Source organism: Cupriavidus sp. R6-3, from assembly GCF_059772245.1.
Window position 1 is genome coordinate 1 of record NZ_JCBAJO010000038.1, and the last position, 16,652, is coordinate 16,652.

The 16,652-nt window shown below is 67.3% G+C and carries 15 protein-coding genes, 1 tRNA gene and 1 pseudogene; 13 read left to right on the forward strand and 4 right to left on the reverse strand.

The window, feature by feature from the left end:
- From AC6EI8_RS09455 to AC6EI8_RS09515, 13 genes and pseudogenes are all read left to right on the forward strand, one after another.
- On the forward strand, positions 1-308 hold a 308-nt coding region (locus AC6EI8_RS09455), incomplete at its 5' end, for a DUF4115 domain-containing protein (RefSeq protein ID WP_498381803.1).
- Between the two features lie 64 nt (positions 309-372).
- Positions 373-1,659: a flavodoxin-dependent (E)-4-hydroxy-3-methylbut-2-enyl-diphosphate synthase gene (ispG, locus tag AC6EI8_RS09460; protein WP_150084097.1), complete on the forward strand. Its 1,287-nt coding sequence runs from the start codon at positions 373-375 to the stop codon at positions 1,657-1,659.
- Positions 1,660-1,723: 64 nt separating this feature from the next.
- A complete protein-coding gene (hisS, locus tag AC6EI8_RS09465) occupies positions 1,724-3,115 on the forward strand; it encodes a histidine--tRNA ligase (RefSeq protein ID WP_149319162.1) in 1,392 nt (463 codons plus the stop codon).
- 65 nt (positions 3,116-3,180) lie between these two features.
- Positions 3,181-3,813, forward strand: a complete 633-nt coding sequence (locus AC6EI8_RS09470) for a YfgM family protein (protein WP_149319161.1) — start codon at positions 3,181-3,183, stop codon at positions 3,811-3,813.
- A gap of 112 nt (positions 3,814-3,925) precedes the next feature.
- On the forward strand, positions 3,926-5,095 hold the full coding sequence (gene bamB / locus AC6EI8_RS09475) for an outer membrane protein assembly factor BamB (RefSeq protein WP_370639584.1): 1,170 nt from the start codon (positions 3,926-3,928) through the stop codon (positions 5,093-5,095).
- Positions 5,096-5,370: 275 nt separating this feature from the next.
- The gene (gene der / locus AC6EI8_RS09480) at positions 5,371-6,714 is read left to right on the forward strand and encodes a ribosome biogenesis GTPase Der (protein ID WP_498381804.1); all 1,344 of its coding nucleotides are present in this window, start codon (positions 5,371-5,373) and stop codon (positions 6,712-6,714) included.
- A gap of 230 nt (positions 6,715-6,944) precedes the next feature.
- Complete coding sequence (gene hfq / locus AC6EI8_RS09485) at positions 6,945-7,184, forward strand: RNA chaperone Hfq (protein ID WP_006577126.1); 240 nt, start codon at positions 6,945-6,947, stop codon at positions 7,182-7,184.
- A 173-nt stretch (positions 7,185-7,357) separates the two neighbouring features.
- Positions 7,358-8,527, forward strand: a pseudogene (gene hflX / locus AC6EI8_RS09490) (GTPase HflX); the annotation flags it as partial.
- Positions 8,528-8,869: 342 nt separating this feature from the next.
- The gene (hflK, locus tag AC6EI8_RS09495) at positions 8,870-10,228 is read left to right on the forward strand and encodes an FtsH protease activity modulator HflK (protein ID WP_498381805.1); all 1,359 of its coding nucleotides are present in this window, start codon (positions 8,870-8,872) and stop codon (positions 10,226-10,228) included.
- A gap of 13 nt (positions 10,229-10,241) precedes the next feature.
- Positions 10,242-11,132 (forward strand): protease modulator HflC, encoded by an 891-nt coding sequence (gene hflC / locus AC6EI8_RS09500; protein WP_149319157.1) that lies wholly within the window; start codon positions 10,242-10,244, stop codon positions 11,130-11,132.
- A gap of 201 nt (positions 11,133-11,333) precedes the next feature.
- On the forward strand, positions 11,334-12,485 hold the full coding sequence (locus AC6EI8_RS09505) for an ATP phosphoribosyltransferase regulatory subunit (protein WP_149319156.1): 1,152 nt from the start codon (positions 11,334-11,336) through the stop codon (positions 12,483-12,485).
- A gap of 96 nt (positions 12,486-12,581) precedes the next feature.
- Positions 12,582-13,922 (forward strand): adenylosuccinate synthase, encoded by a 1,341-nt coding sequence (locus AC6EI8_RS09510; RefSeq protein WP_149319155.1) that lies wholly within the window; start codon positions 12,582-12,584, stop codon positions 13,920-13,922.
- Positions 13,923-14,053: 131 nt separating this feature from the next.
- Complete coding sequence (locus tag AC6EI8_RS09515) at positions 14,054-14,617, forward strand: phosphoribosyltransferase (RefSeq protein WP_006577131.1); 564 nt, start codon at positions 14,054-14,056, stop codon at positions 14,615-14,617.
- Positions 14,618-14,789: 172 nt separating this feature from the next.
- Here the strand turns inward: AC6EI8_RS09515 and AC6EI8_RS09520 are convergent, their stop codons facing one another.
- From AC6EI8_RS09520 to AC6EI8_RS09535, 4 genes are all read right to left on the reverse strand, one after another.
- Positions 14,790-15,410: an NAD(P)-dependent oxidoreductase gene (locus AC6EI8_RS09520; protein ID WP_498381806.1), complete on the reverse strand. Its 621-nt coding sequence runs from the start codon at positions 15,408-15,410 to the stop codon at positions 14,790-14,792.
- A 109-nt stretch (positions 15,411-15,519) separates the two neighbouring features.
- Positions 15,520-15,954 carry an Rrf2 family transcriptional regulator gene (locus AC6EI8_RS09525; RefSeq protein WP_149319153.1) on the reverse strand — a complete coding sequence of 145 codons (435 nt, stop codon included), beginning with the start codon at positions 15,952-15,954 and terminating at the stop codon, positions 15,520-15,522.
- A gap of 49 nt (positions 15,955-16,003) precedes the next feature.
- Positions 16,004-16,594 (reverse strand): hypothetical protein, encoded by a 591-nt coding sequence (locus tag AC6EI8_RS09530; RefSeq protein WP_498381807.1) that lies wholly within the window; start codon positions 16,592-16,594, stop codon positions 16,004-16,006.
- Positions 16,554-16,640, reverse strand: a tRNA-Leu gene (locus AC6EI8_RS09535). Before AC6EI8_RS09535 ends, AC6EI8_RS09530 begins: the two co-directional genes overlap by 41 nt.
- Between the last annotated feature and the right edge of the window lie 12 nt (positions 16,641-16,652).

Consider the following 16,652-nt stretch of genomic DNA (forward strand, 5'->3'; position numbering starts at 1 on the left):
CCAATGAGTCGGCTGCCACGGCAGCAGCGGCAGCGCCTGCCGCCGCAGCAGCCACGGCTGCGTCGGCCTCCGGCGAACTGCAGCTGCGTTTCAGCGCCCCGACCTGGTATGAGGTTCGCGACGCCAGCGGCAAGGTCGTGCTGGGCGGCACCGCCAAGGCGGGCGATGAGGTCGCCGGCGGCGGCACGGCGCCGTACAAGGTCGTGATCGGCAACGTCAAGGGCGTCGCGGCGATGACCCGCAACGGCGAGCCGGTCGATCTGCAGGCGGCCAACCGCAACAACGTGGCGCGCCTGACGCTGCCCTGATTTATCCGTCGGTCCCCGATCGTTTCCATTCGTCGACCGCACGCCAATGCAACGAGGTAACCCCATGAACGCACAGGCCTGTCTGCCCGTACTGCCCGGATCGCTGCCGCGCCGCCGCACCCGGCAGGCGCGCGTGGTCTGGGGCGACAACGTGGTGACGATCGGCGGCGACGCGCCGGTGCGCGTGCAGTCGATGACCAATACCGACACCGTCGATGCGGTCGGCACCGCGATCCAGATCAAGGAACTGGCGCGCGCCGGCTCGGAGATCGTCCGCATCACGGTCAATACGCCCGAAGCCGCTGCGGCGGTGCCCGCCATCCGCGACCAGCTCGATCGGATGGGCATCGACGTGCCGCTGGTCGGCGACTTCCACTACAACGGCCACAAGCTGCTGCAGGACCATCCGGCCTGCGCGCAGGCGCTGTCGAAGTACCGCATCAACCCGGGCAACGTCGGCCAGGGCGCCAAGCGCGACACGCAGTTCGCGCAGATGATCGAGATGGCATGCCGGCACGGCAAGCCGGTGCGCATCGGCGTCAACTGGGGCAGCCTGGATCAGGATCTGCTGGCGCGCATCATGGACGAGAACGGCCAGCGCGCCGAACCGTGGCCGGCGCAGAGCGTGATGATCGAGGCGCTGATCACGTCGGCGATCGACTCCGCGCGGCGCGCCGAGGAAATCGGCCTGCCGGGCGACCAGATCATCCTGTCGTGCAAGGTGTCGCAGGTGCAGGAGCTGATCGCGGTCTACCGCGAGCTGGCGCGCCGCTGCGACTATCCGCTGCATCTCGGCCTGACCGAGGCGGGCATGGGCAGCAAGGGCATCGTCGCCTCGACGGCCGCGCTGTCGGTGCTGCTGCAGGAAGGCATCGGCGACACGATCCGGATCTCGCTGACGCCGGAGCCGGGCGCGTCGCGCGACAAGGAAGTGCATGTCGCGCAGGAGATCCTGCAGACCATGGGCCTGCGCAACTTCACGCCGATGGTGATCGCGTGCCCGGGCTGCGGCCGCACCACCAGCACGGTGTTCCAGGAACTGGCCGCCAGCATCCAGTCGTACCTGCGCGCGCAGATGCCGGTATGGAAGACCGAGTATCCCGGCGTCGAGGAAATGGATGTGGCCGTGATGGGCTGCATCGTCAACGGCCCGGGCGAGAGCAAGCACGCGAATATCGGCATCTCGCTGCCGGGCTCCGGCGAATCGCCGGCGGCGCCGGTGTTCGTCGACGGCGTCAAGGTGAAGACTCTGCGCGGCGAGCGGATTGCCGAGGAGTTCCAGGCGATGGTCGACGAATATGTGCGCACGCACTACGGGAAGGGCAGCACGGCGGCCAATGTGGGCCGGTGATCGGCGACAGATCGGCCGCTGACTGGCAACGGATCCCCCGCGACCCAGCAACAGAATGACAACCATGAACGCATCCGAGAATCCGGCGCCGGCCAACGGCGGCGCCCAGAACCAGGGCAAGGCCCGCGCACTGCAGGGCGTCAAGGGCATGAACGACATGCTGCCCGCCGACGCCCCGCTGTGGGAGCAGTTCGACCAGGCGGCCCGCGCGATGCTGCGCGCCTACGGCTACCAGCAGATCCGCACGCCGATCGTCGAGCCGACCCAGCTGTTCGTGCGCGGCATCGGCGAGGTCACCGACATCGTCGAGAAGGAGATGTATTCCTTCACCGATTCGCTGAACGGCGAGCAACTGACGCTGCGTCCCGAGGGCACGGCGGCGGTGGTGCGCGCCACCATCGAGCACAACCTGCTGTACGACGGTCCCAAGCGCCTGTGGTACACCGGCCCGATGTTCCGCCACGAGCGCCCGCAGCGCGGCCGCTATCGCCAGTTCCACCAGCTCGGCGCCGAGGCGCTCGGCTTTGCCGGTCCGGATGTCGACGCCGAGATCATCCTGATGTGCCAGCGCCTGTGGGACGACCTGGGCCTGACCGGTGTGCGGCTGGAGATCAATTCGCTGGGCCAGGCCGACGAGCGCGCGGCCCATCGCCAGGAACTGATCAAGTATCTGGAAGGCTTCCAGGACATCCTGGACGAGGACGGCAAGCGGCGCCTGTACACCAACCCGCTGCGCGTGCTCGACACCAAGAATCCCGCGCTGCAGGAGATGGCGGCGAACGCGCCGAAGCTGATCGACTTCCTCGGCGAGGCCTCGCTGGCCCACTTCGAGGGCGTGCAGCGTCTGCTGAAGGCCAACAATATTCCGTTCACGATCAATCCGCGCCTGGTGCGCGGGCTGGACTACTACAACCTGACCGTGTTCGAGTGGATCACCGACAAGCTCGGCGCGCAGGGCACCATCGCCGGCGGCGGCCGCTACGATCCGCTGATCGCGCAGATGGGCGGCAAGTCGGCGCCGGCCTGCGGCTGGGCGATGGGGATCGAGCGGATCATCGAACTGATGCGCGAGGAAGGGCTGGCACGCCAGGCCGACGCGTGCGACGTCTATGTCGTGCACCAGGGCGAGGCCGCGGCGCAGCAGGCGATGATCGCGGCGGAGCGCATGCGCGATGCCGGTTTCGATGTGGTCGTGCACGCCACCGCGGATGGCAAGAGCGGCAGCTTCAAATCGCAGATGAAGCGGGCCGACGCGAGCGGGGCTTCCCATGCCGTTATCATTGGCGAGGATGAACTGGCCGCCGGCGTGGTGCAGGTCAAGGCCCTGCGGGCGGCGGACGGGCAAACCGAGAACAACGGCCAGCAGGCCACGGTGCCCGCCGAGGACCTGGTCGACTATCTGGTCGAATCGATGGTCGCCGGCATGGGTGGCGAGTCCGGCGAAGACCTTCAATGATGACGCAGGCGCGCTGCACGATGCGCGCTTGCCTGACGACAAACCAACGCGGTTGAAACCACGAGATGGCTTACGATCTGGAAGAGCAGGAACAGCTTGAAAACATCAAGGCATGGTGGCGCCAGTACGGCAACTTCCTGACCTGGCTGCTGATTGCCTGCCTGCTGGCCTTCGCGGCCTGGAATGGCTGGAACTGGTGGCAGCGCAAGCAGGCCGGCGAGGCCGCGGTGCTGTACGAGCAGGTGCTGAAGGCCGCCGAGGCGCGCGATGTCGAGCGTACCAAGCGCGCGGCCGGCGACCTCGAGGACAAGTACGGCAAGACGGCCTATGGCCAGATGACGGCGCTGGTCGCCGCCAAGGTGTTGTACGAGGCCGGCGATCTGGCCGGCGCCAAGAGCCAGCTGCAATGGGCGGTCGATCATGGCGACGGTGAGTACCAGCACCTCGCGCGTATCCGCCTGGCCGGCGTGCTGCTCGACGAGAAAGCCTACGACCAGGGGCTGGCGCTGCTCAAGGCCGAGCCGCCGAGCCCGTTCGTCGCGCTGTATGCGGATCGCCGCGGCGACCTGCTGGCGGCGCAGGACAAGCGTGACGAGGCGCGCGCGGCCTACCGCCAGGCGCTCGACAAGCTCGGCGTCGACGAGGCCGGCATGCGCCAGATCATCCAGTTCAAGCTGGACGCCCTGGGCACCGCATAAGCGAGGATGCTGCAGTCGATGCGCCGGCCCGGTCGGTGCATCGAATGCCAGCGAATTTGCCCGACCCGCTCCCACTTCGCTTCCCACCTTTTTTCAGGAACGCAACCAGATGATGTCGATGCCTAACGGCGCTGCCCGGATCTTTCGCCCTGTTCGCTTGACCCAGGCGCTCGTCGTTGCCTGTGCCACCGCCCTGGCTGGCTGCTCGCTGTTCGGCAAGGCCGACAAGAATCCGCCGGCCCAGCTGCAGCCGGTCACGCAGACGCTGACGGTCAAGGAGGCCTGGCGCGCCAGCGTCGGCAAGAGCGGCCCGTATTCGCTGCAGCCGGTCGCGGTCGGCGACAAGGTCTATGTGTCGTCGCACGGCGGCGACGTGATGGCGCTCGACGGCACCAGCGGTCGCACGCTGTGGAAGGTCGACACCGACGTCGACCTGACCACCGGCCCCGGCAGCGACGGCAATGTGACCGCGGTCGCCGGCGAGAAGGGCGTGGTGTTCGCCTTCGACGCCAGCGGCAAGCAGTTGTGGAAGAAGCAGATCAATGGCGAGATCCTGTCCTCGCCGCTGGTTGGCCACGACCTCGTGGTGGTGCGCACTACCGATACGCGCGTGCTGGGCCTCGATGCACAGACCGGCGAACGCCGCTGGATCTACCAGCGCGCGCAGACGCCGCTGAACCTGCGCGCCGCGATGGGCATGGTGTTCGCCGGCGACGGCATCGTGATGGGCTTTCCCGGCGGCAAGCTGGGCGTGCTGGCACCGTCCAACGGCGTGCTGCGGTGGGAGAGCACGATCTCGTATCCGAAGGGCGTGTCCGAGATCGAGCGGCTCAACGACGTGACGGGCCTGCCGATGATCAACGGCCGCCAGGTCTGCGCGACCACCTTCCAGGGCCGCATCGCCTGCCTGGAGCTCGCCAATGGCCAGCCGCAGTGGGGCAAGGACTTCTCGTCGCCGGTCGGCCCGACCCAGGACGACGTGTCGCTGTTCGCCGCCAACGAGCATTCGGTGGTGTATGCCTTCGATCGCCAGAACGGCAACGAGCGCTGGCGCAACGAGCAGCTGCGCAACCGGCCGCTTGGCATGCCGCTGGCGCTGGGCCGCTCGGTGGTGATCGGCGACTTCGAGGGCTACCTGCATTTCCTGTCGCGCGAGGACGGCAAGTTCGTCGCGCGCGTGCGGGCCGGCAGCAGCCCGATCACCGCCGCACCGGTGGTGGCGGGCCAGACCCTGGTGGTGCAGACCCGAGGGGGCGACGTCTACGGCTATATTCCGGATTGAAGCGCTGACCCAAACAGGGACGGCCGCCACCGCGGGCGTCCCACCGGCGACCGCGCGCTCACCTGTCGGTGCGCGCGACCGCCGGGACCCGACAGCATGGCCGGCCCGCCGCGATGGCGGTGCCGGCCACATGCGTCATGCGGGCCAGTGGCCCGCGGCTTGATTTCACCCGACAGGATTGCCGGCCCGGCGCGTTGCGCCAGGCTGTCGGACCAACCTGATTCTTCGGAGGCATGCCTGGCGCACCGCGCCCGGCGTGGCCCTCCACGATTTGCATGAAACCAGTGATCGCACTCGTCGGCCGCCCCAATGTGGGCAAGTCGACGTTATTCAACCGCCTGACCCGCTCGCGCGACGCGCTCGTCGCGGACCTGCCGGGCCTGACCCGCGACCGCCACTACGGCGAGGGGCGCGGCGCCGACCGTCCGTACATCGTCATCGATACCGGCGGCTTCGAACCGGTGGCCAAGGAAGGCATCGTCGCCGAAATGGCCAAGCAGACCCGGCAGGCCGTGGCCGAGGCCGACGTCGTCATCTTCATCGTCGACGGCCGCCTGGGCCTGGCGCCGCAGGACCTGGTCATCGCCGACTATCTGCGCAAGACCGGACGCCGCGTGATGCTGGCCGTCAACAAGGCCGAGGGCATGAAGTACACCGCGGTCGCGGCCGACTTCTACGAGCTCGGCATGGGCGACCCCTATGCGATCTCGGCCACCCACGGCGACGGCGTGCGCGAACTGGTCGAGGAGGCGCTGGAGGCCGCGGTCGAGCAGCGTCCCGAGCTGGCCGAGCCCGAGGACCAGAACACGCGCGGCATCAAGATCGCGATCGTCGGCCGCCCCAACGTGGGCAAGTCCACGCTGGTCAATACGCTGATCGGCGAGGAGCGCGTGATCGCCTTCGACATGCCGGGCACCACGCGCGATGCGATCTATGTCGAGTTCGAGCGCGGCGGCAAGCCCTATACGCTGATCGATACCGCGGGCCTGCGCAAGCGGGGCAAGGTGTTCGAGGCGATCGAGAAGTTCTCGGTCGTCAAGACGCTGCAGTCGATTGCCGATGCCAACGTGGTGGTGCTGCTGCTCGACGCCCAGCAGGACGTCTCCGAGCAGGACGCGCATATCGCCGGCTTCATCGTCGAGTCGGGGCGCGCACTGGTGGTCGGCGTCAATAAATGGGACGGTCTGGACGGCCATACCCGTGACCGGATCAAGCACGATCTGCAGCGCAAGCTGCAGTTCCTGGATTTCGCCAATTTCCATTTCATCTCTGCCCGCGAGCGCACCGGCATCGGCCCGCTGCTGCGCTCGGTCGACGACGCGTACGCCGCGGCGATGATCAAGATGCCGACGCCCAAGCTCACGCGCGTGCTGCACGATGCGGTGGAGTTCCAGCAGCCGCGCCGCGTCGGTGCGACGCGCCCCAAGATGCGCTACGCGCACCAGGGCGGTTCCAATCCGCCGATCATCGTCGTGCACGGCAATTCGCTGAACGCGGTGCCCGAAACCTATCGGCGTTTCCTGGAAGGGCGTTTCCGCGCCGCCTTCAATCTGAAGGGCACACCGCTTCGAATCGAATTTCGTACGAACAAAAACCCGTACAAGGACTCGAAGGATTGAGTCGGAAAAGGCGGCCAGATGGGGGCGCCGCAGCCCCGTCTGTGGCGCCGAAGTTTCGTTTGCGTTCGTTTGGAACTGCGGCTAAATTCACACTAGCGGGAGCCCCCGCTGGTTGATGCCGGCCTGGTACCGTTTTGATTTTTTTTGACGCGATCTTGCGTCGTCCGACTTGAAACCGGGGATATCGATCCCCATCATTGATCACTAAATCTATAAATTTGGAGTGTGCCATGAGCAACAAAGGGCAATTGCTACAAGACCCGTTCCTGAACGCGCTGCGCAAGGAGCACGTGCCGGTTTCCATCTACCTCGTCAATGGCATCAAGCTGCAAGGTAATATCGAATCCTTCGACCAATATGTCGTCCTGCTGCGTAACACGGTGACGCAGATGGTCTACAAGCATGCGATTTCCACTGTCGTTCCCGCGCGCGCGGTCAATTTCCGCGTCGACGACTCCGCGGAAGGCTGATTCCGACGCCGCTCGCATTTCCGGCCGCGCGCATGCGCGGCAATCACGCTCCGACGCCGCGCCAGCGCCCTCCGGTGCTGGCGCGGCATCGTTCTTTGTATCGTCGCGTTTTGCGGAGCGCGCCTTCCTGTTTCTGATCCCGGTTTTTTCCCGCGCCACTGTGCGCCCCAAGCTTGCAACCTAGAGCCACTTCCCCCTCCGAACCCACCCGCGCCATTCTCGTCGGCGTCGATTTCGGCAAGCACGATTTCGAAGAGAGCCTGAGCGAGCTGGCGTTGCTGACGTCCACCGCCGGTTCCACGCCGGTGCATACCCTGACCGGCAAGCGTTCGCGTCCGGACCCGGCGCTGTTCATCGGCTCGGGCAAGGCCGAGGAACTGAAGGAAGCGGCCGACGCGCTCGATGCCGACGTGGTGGTGTTCAACCACGCGTTGAGTCCCGCGCAGCAGCGCAATCTCGAACGCTTCCTGAACCGGCACGTGATCGACCGCACGGGCCTGATTCTCGATATCTTCGGCCAGCGCGCGCAGAGCCATGTCGGCAAGGTGCAGGTCGAACTTGCCCAGGTGCAATACCGCGCCTCGCGGCTGGTTCGCGCCTGGAGCCACCTGGAGCGGCAGAAGGGCGGTATCGGCATGCGCGGCGGCCCCGGCGAGCGTCAGCTCGAACTGGACCGCCGCATGCTGGACGACCGCGCCAAGCGGCTCAAGACGGATCTGTCGCGGCTGCAGCGCCAGCACAGCACGCAGCGCCGTGCCCGCGCGCGCAACGAGACGCTGAGCATTTCGCTGGTCGGCTATACCAACGCGGGCAAGTCGACGCTGTTCAACGCGCTGACCAAGGCCCGAGCCTATGCCGCCGACCAGCTGTTCGCGACGCTCGATACGACCTCGCGCCGGCTCTATCTGGACGGCCTGGGCAATGTGGTGCTGTCCGATACGGTCGGCTTCATCCGCGACCTGCCGACCCAGCTGGTGGCGGCGTTCCGCGCCACGCTCGAGGAAACCGTGCATGCCGATCTGCTGCTGCATGTGGTCGATGCCGCCAGCCCGGTGCGCCACGAGCAGATCGAACAGGTCAATCGGGTACTGGCCGAGATCGATGCGGCCGACATTCCGCAGATCGTCGTGATGAACAAGATCGACGCGGCGCCCGAACTGCTCGAGCATGGCCCGCGCATCGAACGCAATGAGGACGGCGTGCCGGTGCGGGTCTTCATCAGCGCGCGCGACGCCATCGGGCTGGACGGCCTGCGCGATGCGATCGTCGAGGCCGCGCGCTGGCTGGCGGAGCGGCCCGCCGCGCCGGAAGCCGCCGATCCGCGGCTGCAGGACCTGCACGAACGCCGCCAGTGGGAGGGCGATGGCGCCGATGGTGCCGATGGCGCGGACGGAGGCGACGGCGTCGGGTTTGCCGATCGCAACGCGGATACCGTTGCCCGGGACGCCGATCCCGCTTCGGACGCCGATTCCGGTCCGGCGTCCAACCCGGCGTCCGACCCGGCTTCCGCTCTCGACTCCGACCCCGATTCGACCCCCGAAGCACCCGCCCCTCGCCGCCTTCCCGATCGCGGCGCCGACTGATGCGGGCGGCGTCAGGCGCCGCCTCCGGCATCAAATGAACAAAAGTGGCGTCGATGACTGCTAGAATCCCCTCGTTACAACTTTCCCGGAACCGTGCCCTACATGCCCCAGTTCTCCCGGACCTCTGATACAAGCCTTGCCCGAGGCGCCCGTCGGCCGAGCAGCTGGCAGCGTCTGCGCGCGATTCTTTCGCTGAACGATCCCCGCTGGGGCCGTGGCGACAAGGACGACGAGGACAAGGATGGGCGCGACGGCGGACGCGACAACGGCCGTCAGAACCAGCGCCCGCAGGATGGTCCGCCGGACCTGGACGAGCTGTGGCGCGACTTCAATCGCCGCCTGAACAGCCTGCTGGGCCGCAAGGACAACGGCGGCGGCAACAACAACCAGAACTTCGGCGGCGGCACGCGCACGCCCGGCAAGGGTTCGGGCATCGGCGCCGGCGTGATCGCGGTCGCGGTGATCGTGATCTGGCTGGCCAGCGGCTTCTTCATGGTGCAGGAAGGCCAGACCGCGGTGGTGCTGCAGTTCGGCAAGTTCAAGTACACCACGGGCCCCGGTATCAACTGGCGCATGCCGTGGCCGATCCAGTCGGCCGAGATCGTCAACCTGTCGGCGGTGCGTTCTGTCGAGGTCGGCCGTTCGACCTCGATCAAGGACAGCAATCTGAAGGACTCGTCGATGCTGACGCAGGACGAGAACATCATCGACGTCCGCTTCACGGTGCAGTACGACATCCAGGACGCGACCGAATTCCTGTTCTTCAACAAGACCGACCGCGGCGGCGACGAGGAGCTGGTGACCCAGGCGGCCGAGACCTCGGTGCGCGAGATCGTCGGCCGCAACAAGATGGATTCGGTGCTGTACGAGAACCGCGAGCAGATCGCGCAGGGCCTGGCCAAGTCGATCCAGGCGATCCTGTCGGCGTACAAGACCGGCATCCGCGTAATCTCGGTGAACGTGCAGAGCGTGCAGCCGCCCGAGCAGGTGCAGGCCGCCTTCGACGACGTCAACAAGGCCAGCCAGGACCGCGAGCGCGCCATCAGCGAAGGCCAGGCCTACGCCAACGACGTGATTCCGCGCGCCCAGGGTACCGCCGCGCGCCTGGCCGAAGAGGCGCAGGCCTACAAGGCCCGCGCGATCGCGCAGGCCGAGGGCGATGCCTCGCGCTTCCGCCAGGTGCAATCCGAGTACGCCAAGGCGCCGCAGGTCACGCGCGACCGCATCTATCTGGAAACGATGCAGCAGATCTACGCCAATACCAGCAAGGTCCTGGTCGATACGAGCCAGGGCAACAATCTCCTCTACCTGCCGCTCGACAAGCTGATGGCGCAGTCGCAGGCCGATCCCCGCGGGGCGGGTGCGGTACCGCCGCCGGCCACGCCGGCGCCGGTACCGGACGCCAGCGCCGATACGCGGTCGCGCGAAGCGCTGCGCAATCGCGATCGCGATTCCCGTTGAGGAGAGAACCCAGATGAACCGACTGATTTCCTATGCCATCGGCCTCTTCATCGTGTTGGCGATTGCCTCCTCGATGGTGTTCGTGGTCGATCAGCGGCAGTACGCCGTGGTGTTCGCCTTCGGCGAGATCAAGCAGGTCGTGCGCGACCCCGGCCTGCATTTCAAGCTGCCGCCGCCGCTGCAGAACGTGGTCTTCATGGACCGCCGCCTGCAGACCATCGACGTGGCCGCCGGCGAGCGTTTCCTGACGGCCGAGAAGAAAAGCATGATGGTGGACTGGTTCGTCAAATGGCGAATCACCGATCCGCGCAATTTCTTCGTCGCCTTCGGCGGCAACCTGCGCGGCGCGCAGGACCGCATGACGCAGCGGATCGACGCCGCCGCGCGCGAGGAGTTCGGCCGCCGCACCGTCGCCGAAGTGGTGGCGGGCGAACGCGAGCAGGTCATGCAGAACATCCGCAACAGCATGACCGAGTACGGCAAGTCGGTCGGCGTCGAGATTCTCGACGTGCGCCTCAAGCGCGTCGACCTGTTGCCGGCGATCAGCGAGTCGGTCTATCGCCGGATGGAAGCCGAGCGCAAGCGCGTCGCCAACGAACTGCGCTCGACCGGCGCGGCCGAGGGCGAGAAGATCCGCGCCGACGCCGACCGCCAGCGCGAGGTGGTGCTGGCCGAGGCCTATCGCGAGGCGCAGAAGATCAAGGGCGAGGGCGATGCCCGCGCTTCGCAGATCTACGCCGAGGCGTTCGGCCGCGATCCGCAGTTCGCGCAGTTCTGGCGCAGCATGGAAGCCTATCGCAACACCTTCCGCGACAAGCGCGACGTGCTGGTGCTGGAGCCGGACTCCGAATTCTTCCGCTACATGCGCTCGTCGGGCGGCGCGCAGACGGCGACCCGGCGCTAGCGAGCGTGCCGGCCTCCGCGGGTGCGATGGCGCGATAGCGCGATCGCGCGACAGTGCGGCAGTCCGCTGTGCCCGAACCCCGGCTTGCCGGGGTTTTGTTCGCCCGCGGGACGGTGCGCCATCGATGCCGTCCACTGACCGATCCATTTTGTGCGAGCCGCCCGCGCCCGGCCCGCGACCCACACGAATCAGAGAAGCACCATGTCCAACCACTGGCTCCTGCCCGAGAACATCGCCGACGTGCTGCCGTCGGAGGCCCGCAAGATCGAGGAGCTGCGCCGCCGCATGCTCGATCTGTTCCGCACCTACGGCTACGAGCTGGTGATGCCGCCGCTGCTGGAATACATCGAGTCGCTGCTGACCGGCACCGGCCACGACCTGGACCTGCGCACCTTCAAGCTGGTCGACCAGCTGTCGGGCCGCACCATGGGCCTGCGCGCCGATATCACGCCGCAGGTGGCCCGTATCGACGCCCACCTGCTGAACCGGCCCGGCGTGACGCGGCTGTGCTACGCCGGCAACGTGCTGCACGCGCGCCCGGCGGGCTTTCACGCGACGCGCGAGCCGATCCAGGTCGGCGCCGAGATCTACGGCCATGCCGGCCTCGAGGCCGACGTCGAGATCCAGAACCTGATGCTGGCCGCGCTGCAGTCGGCGGGGCTGGGCGAGGTGCGGCTGGACCTGTGCCATGCCGGCATCGTCGCGGCGCTGCTCGACGGCCTGCCGCCCGCGCGCAGCAACGAACAGGTCCTGTTCGACGCGCTGGAGAACAAGGATGTGCCGGCCTTGCGCGAGCTGACCGCCGGTTTCCCCCAGGTCGAGCGCGACGCGCTGCTGGCGCTGCCCACGCTGTATGGCGGCCCCGAGGTGATCGAGCGGGCCCGCGCGGTGCTGCCCGCCAGCCCGGCCATCGGCCGCGCCCTGGACGAGCTGGCCTTCCTGGCCGGCGAGGTGCGCGATGCCACGGTCAACATCGACCTTGCCGATCTGCGCGGTTACCACTATCACAGTGGAGTCATGTTCGCGGCCTACGTGGCGGGCCTGCCGAACCACGTTGCCCGCGGCGGCCGCTACGACAAGGTGGGCGAGGCCTTCGGCCGCGCGCGTCCGGCCACCGGCTTTTCGCTGGACCTGCGCGAGGTCGCGGCGCTGTCGCCGGTCGAGGTCCGCGCGCTGGCGATCTTTGCGCCGTGGGACGCCGATCCCGCGCTGCGCACCGCGATCGCGGCGCTGCGCGAGGGCGGCGAGATCGTGATCCAGTCGTTGCCGGGCCACACGCACGAGCTTGACGAGTTCAATTGCGACCGCCAGCTGGTGCGCGACGGCGGCCGCTGGGTGGTGGTGCCGCGCTGAGCGCCGGTTCGCCGGACTGAGCGGTTCTCCCTGCAAAATCGGGGATCGGCCCGCAACAAGAGTAGAATACGTTTTTAACCTTCTGACCAGTTCAACATGTCCGCTTCAGCAGTAAGCCAGGGACGCAACGTCGTCGTGATCGGCACCCAGTGGGGTGACGAAGGCAAAGGAAAAATCGTCGATTGGCTTACCGATCATGCAAAGGGCGTGGTGCGGTTTCAGGGTGGCCACAACGCCGGCCACACCCTGATCATCGGCGGCAAGAAAACGATTCTGCGGCTGATCCCGTCGGGGATCATGCGCGAAGGCACCGTCTGCTATATCGGCAACGGCGTGGTGCTGTCGCCCGAGGCGCTGTTCCGCGAGATCGAGGAACTGGAAGGGGCCGGCCTGCAGGTGCAGAACCGCCTGCGCATCTCCGAAGCGGCCACGCTGATCCTGCCGTACCACGTCGCGATCGATCGCGCGCGCGAGACGCGCCGCGGCGCCGGCAAGATCGGCACCACCGGACGCGGCATCGGCCCGGCCTACGAGGACAAGGTGGCCCGCCGCGCGCTGCGCGTGCAGGACCTGTTCGATCCGCAGCAATTCGCCGAGCGCCTGCGCGAGAACCTCGACTTCCACAACTTCATGCTGACCCAGTACCTGGGCGCCGAGGCCGTGGACTTCCAGCAGACGCTGGACGAGGCGCTGGCCTATGCGCCGCGCCTGGCGCCGATGGTCGCCGACGTGTCGGCCGAGCTGTACGCGGTCAACGCCGCCGGCCAGAACCTGATGTTTGAGGGCGCGCAGGGCACGCTGCTCGACGTCGATCACGGCACCTATCCGTTCGTGACCTCGAGCAACTGCGTGGCGGGCGCCGCCACCGCGGGCGCCGGCGTGGGTCCCGGCCGCCTGCACTACATCCTGGGCATCACCAAGGCGTATTGCACCCGCGTCGGTTCGGGCCCGTTCCCCAGCGAGCTGTACGACAACGACAACCCGCGCCGCCAGGACCCGGTCGGCGTGCGCCTGGCCAATGTCGGCAAGGAGTTCGGTTCGGTGACCGGCCGTCCGCGCCGCACCGGCTGGCTCGATGCCGCCGCGCTGAAGCGCTCGGTGCAGATCAACGGCGTGTCGGGCCTGTGCATGACCAAGCTGGACGTGCTCGACGGTCTCGACACGATCCGCCTGTGCGTCGGCTACATGCTGGACGGCAAGCAGATCGACATGCTGCCGCGCGGCTCCGACGCCGTGGCGCGCTGCGAACCGATCTACGAGGACTTCCCCGGCTGGAACGAATCGACCTTCGGCATCAAGAGCTGGGATGCGCTGCCCGAGGCCGCGCGCCAGTACCTGAAGCGCATCGAGGAAGTGGTCGGCATTCCGATCGACATGATCTCGACCGGTCCGGACCGCGACGAGACCATTCTGCTGCGCCATCCGTATCTGATCTGATTCGGTGATCTGATCCGACGCAGCCGCGGCCCCGCCGCGGCGATCGATGGAAATCCGGCCCGCGCAAGCGGGCCTTACTGTATCCCCCGCACGGGAAGACCCCATAACAAAGCAGCAACGAAGAGCAAGCGATGACCCTGCCTCAGAACGATGACGAGAACCTGTGGATCTCGTGGGACGAATACCACCGGCTGATTGCCCGCCTGTCACTGAACGTGCACGAGTCGGGCTGGCGTTTCGACAAGATCCTGTGTCTCGCGCGTGGCGGCCTGCGCGTCGGCGACCAGATGTCGCGCATCTTCGACGTGCCGCTGGCCATCCTGGCCACCAGCAGCTACCGCGAGGCGGCCGGCACGGTGCAGGGCGATCTCGATATCGCGCAGTACATCACGATGACGCGCGGCGAGCTGAGCGGCCGCATCCTGCTGGTCGACGATCTGGTCGACTCGGGCGTGACGCTCGAACGCGTCGGGCGCCATCTGCAGGAGCGTTACCCCGCGGTGACCGAGGTCCGTTCGGCGGTGCTGTGGTACAAGGCCTGTTCGAAGGTCAAGCCGGACTACCACGTCAGCTTCCTGCCGACCAATCCCTGGATCCATCAGCCGTTCGAGGAATACGACACGCTGCGTCCGCATAATCTCGCCGCCTGGCTCAAGCGCGGCAAGCGAGCCGAGGGCGAGGGCGGTCAGGGCTGATCGGCGTTCGGACCTTTCCCTTTCCCCGGCCCTCGCCGGCAATCGGGAGAGGGGGAACACCATAGGCAGAGCCGAGCGTCCCGCCGGTTTTCTCCCCTCTGCCGCTTGCGGGAGAGGGGCCGGGGGAGAGGGCGGCGCACCACCTGCGCCCACGCTCCATCCCCCCATCCCTTCAATACCCCACCGTAAACCGCTCGCGCGAATGCGCGTGCCGTTCCAGTTCGTCGACCAGCGCGACGGCGAAGTCCTCCATCGAGATCCAGCTCTTGCCGTCGGCGTCGGCCAGCAATTCGTCCTTGCCGATCCGATAGCTGCCGGTGCGCTCGCCCGGTTCGAGCAGCGCGGACGGTGACAGGAAGGTCCAGTCCAGTTCCTGCTCCGCCCGCAGCGCGTTCAGGAAGTCGCGGCCGGCGAGGGCTTCGGCCTTGTAGGCCTCCGGAAACGTCGGCGTGTCGACCAGTTGCACGCCCGGCGCGACATACAGGCTGCCCGCGCCGCCGACCACCACGACACGCTTCACGCCCGCCTGGCGGGCCAGCTGCAGCAGCGGCTCGGGACCGGCCTGCGCGAAACGCACCGCGCTGACCAGCGCGTCGTGGCCAGCCAGCGCCGGCGCCAGCTTCGCGGTGTTGGCGAGATCGGTGATATCGGCGTCCAGCCGTTTCAGGCCGGGGCGATCGGCCAGCGTGCCGGCGTGGCGCGCGATGGCGGTGACGGTATGGCCGCGGCGCAGCGCTTCGTCGGCGATGCGGCTGCCGACGCGTCCGGTGGCACCCAGGATGGCGATTTGCATGGTGGAACTCCTTCACAGGTTGGCTTCGCGAGGAAGCAGAACGAAAGACGAAGCGAGGCGACGCACGCACATATGAAACCAGCGTAGTTACATATGCGGACAAAAAAATTCAGCGCCGCCGCGCGCGCGCCGACCGCTCGACGTCGGCCAGCATGCCGGCGATCGTGGTCTGCGCCAGGTTTTCCTCCATCGCGGCCTGCGCCTTGTCGGTGATGCGGGTCAGCGCGCCGGTGATCTCGCGTCCGACCATGCAGGCCGGATTCGGCGCGCCGGCATGCAAGGCGATCAGGCTGTCGGACTCCACCGCGCGAAATACGTCGCGCAGCGTGATGGTGTCCGCGGGCCGCGCCAGCGAGGCGCCGCCGGCCGCGCCCATCGCGGTCGAGACCAGTCCGGCCTGCGCCAGCACGCCGATCAGCCGGCGGATCAGCGCCGGATTGGTGCCGACGCTGCCGGCGATCAGCGAGGACGGCAGCGGCGCGTCGGCGCTGGCCAGCAAGGTCAGGATATGGACGGCAACGGCGAATCGGCTGCTGGTCGACATGGCGGGAAGCGTTGAAGTGAAACCATCGTAGTTACATATGCGCGCGCTGTCAACCATGACGCGGATATTTGGGCCGGGGAGTCGGTCGAGCAGCGGGGAATACTGCGCGGAAGGAGGCGCGAAAGGAGGCGCTGAAGAGGGCGCTGAAGAAGGCGCGGAATAGGGCGGGGAAGAAGGCGCGGAAGAAGGCGGGCAATCGGCATGGGATCCAAGCCGCCGCCATGTCAAAGGAATGCCGGAAGCGCCACTGAAGCTGATACACTGCGCCTTGATGTCGAGGTGCGGCGATGACGGTCGCGCCCGGCGCAAGGGGCGGTGCAGTCGCGATCGGTTCGAGCGGTGGTTCGAACGCTGGTTCGACCGGCAGCAGGCGCGCCGCAAGCAGTGAAAGATGGTCGTCGGCCGCGCAAGGTCGGCACATGGTCGGAATTTTTCGGGACGCGATCCCGGGGATCCGGGGCAACCGGCGCACACGGCGCCGAACTGGAGCGCCAATGGCCCGATCAAAGCAGAACGCGCAAGCGATCCGGATGGAAATGCAGATGCAGGCGGGAAAGAAAAAACCCGCAGCGCCGGAAAGCGATGCGGGTTTTTTGATCTGGTGCCCAGGAGAGGACTCGAACCTCCACAGTGTTGCCACCGCTAGGACCTGAACCTAGTGCGTCTACCAATTCCGCCACCTGGGCAGGTGTCGAAAC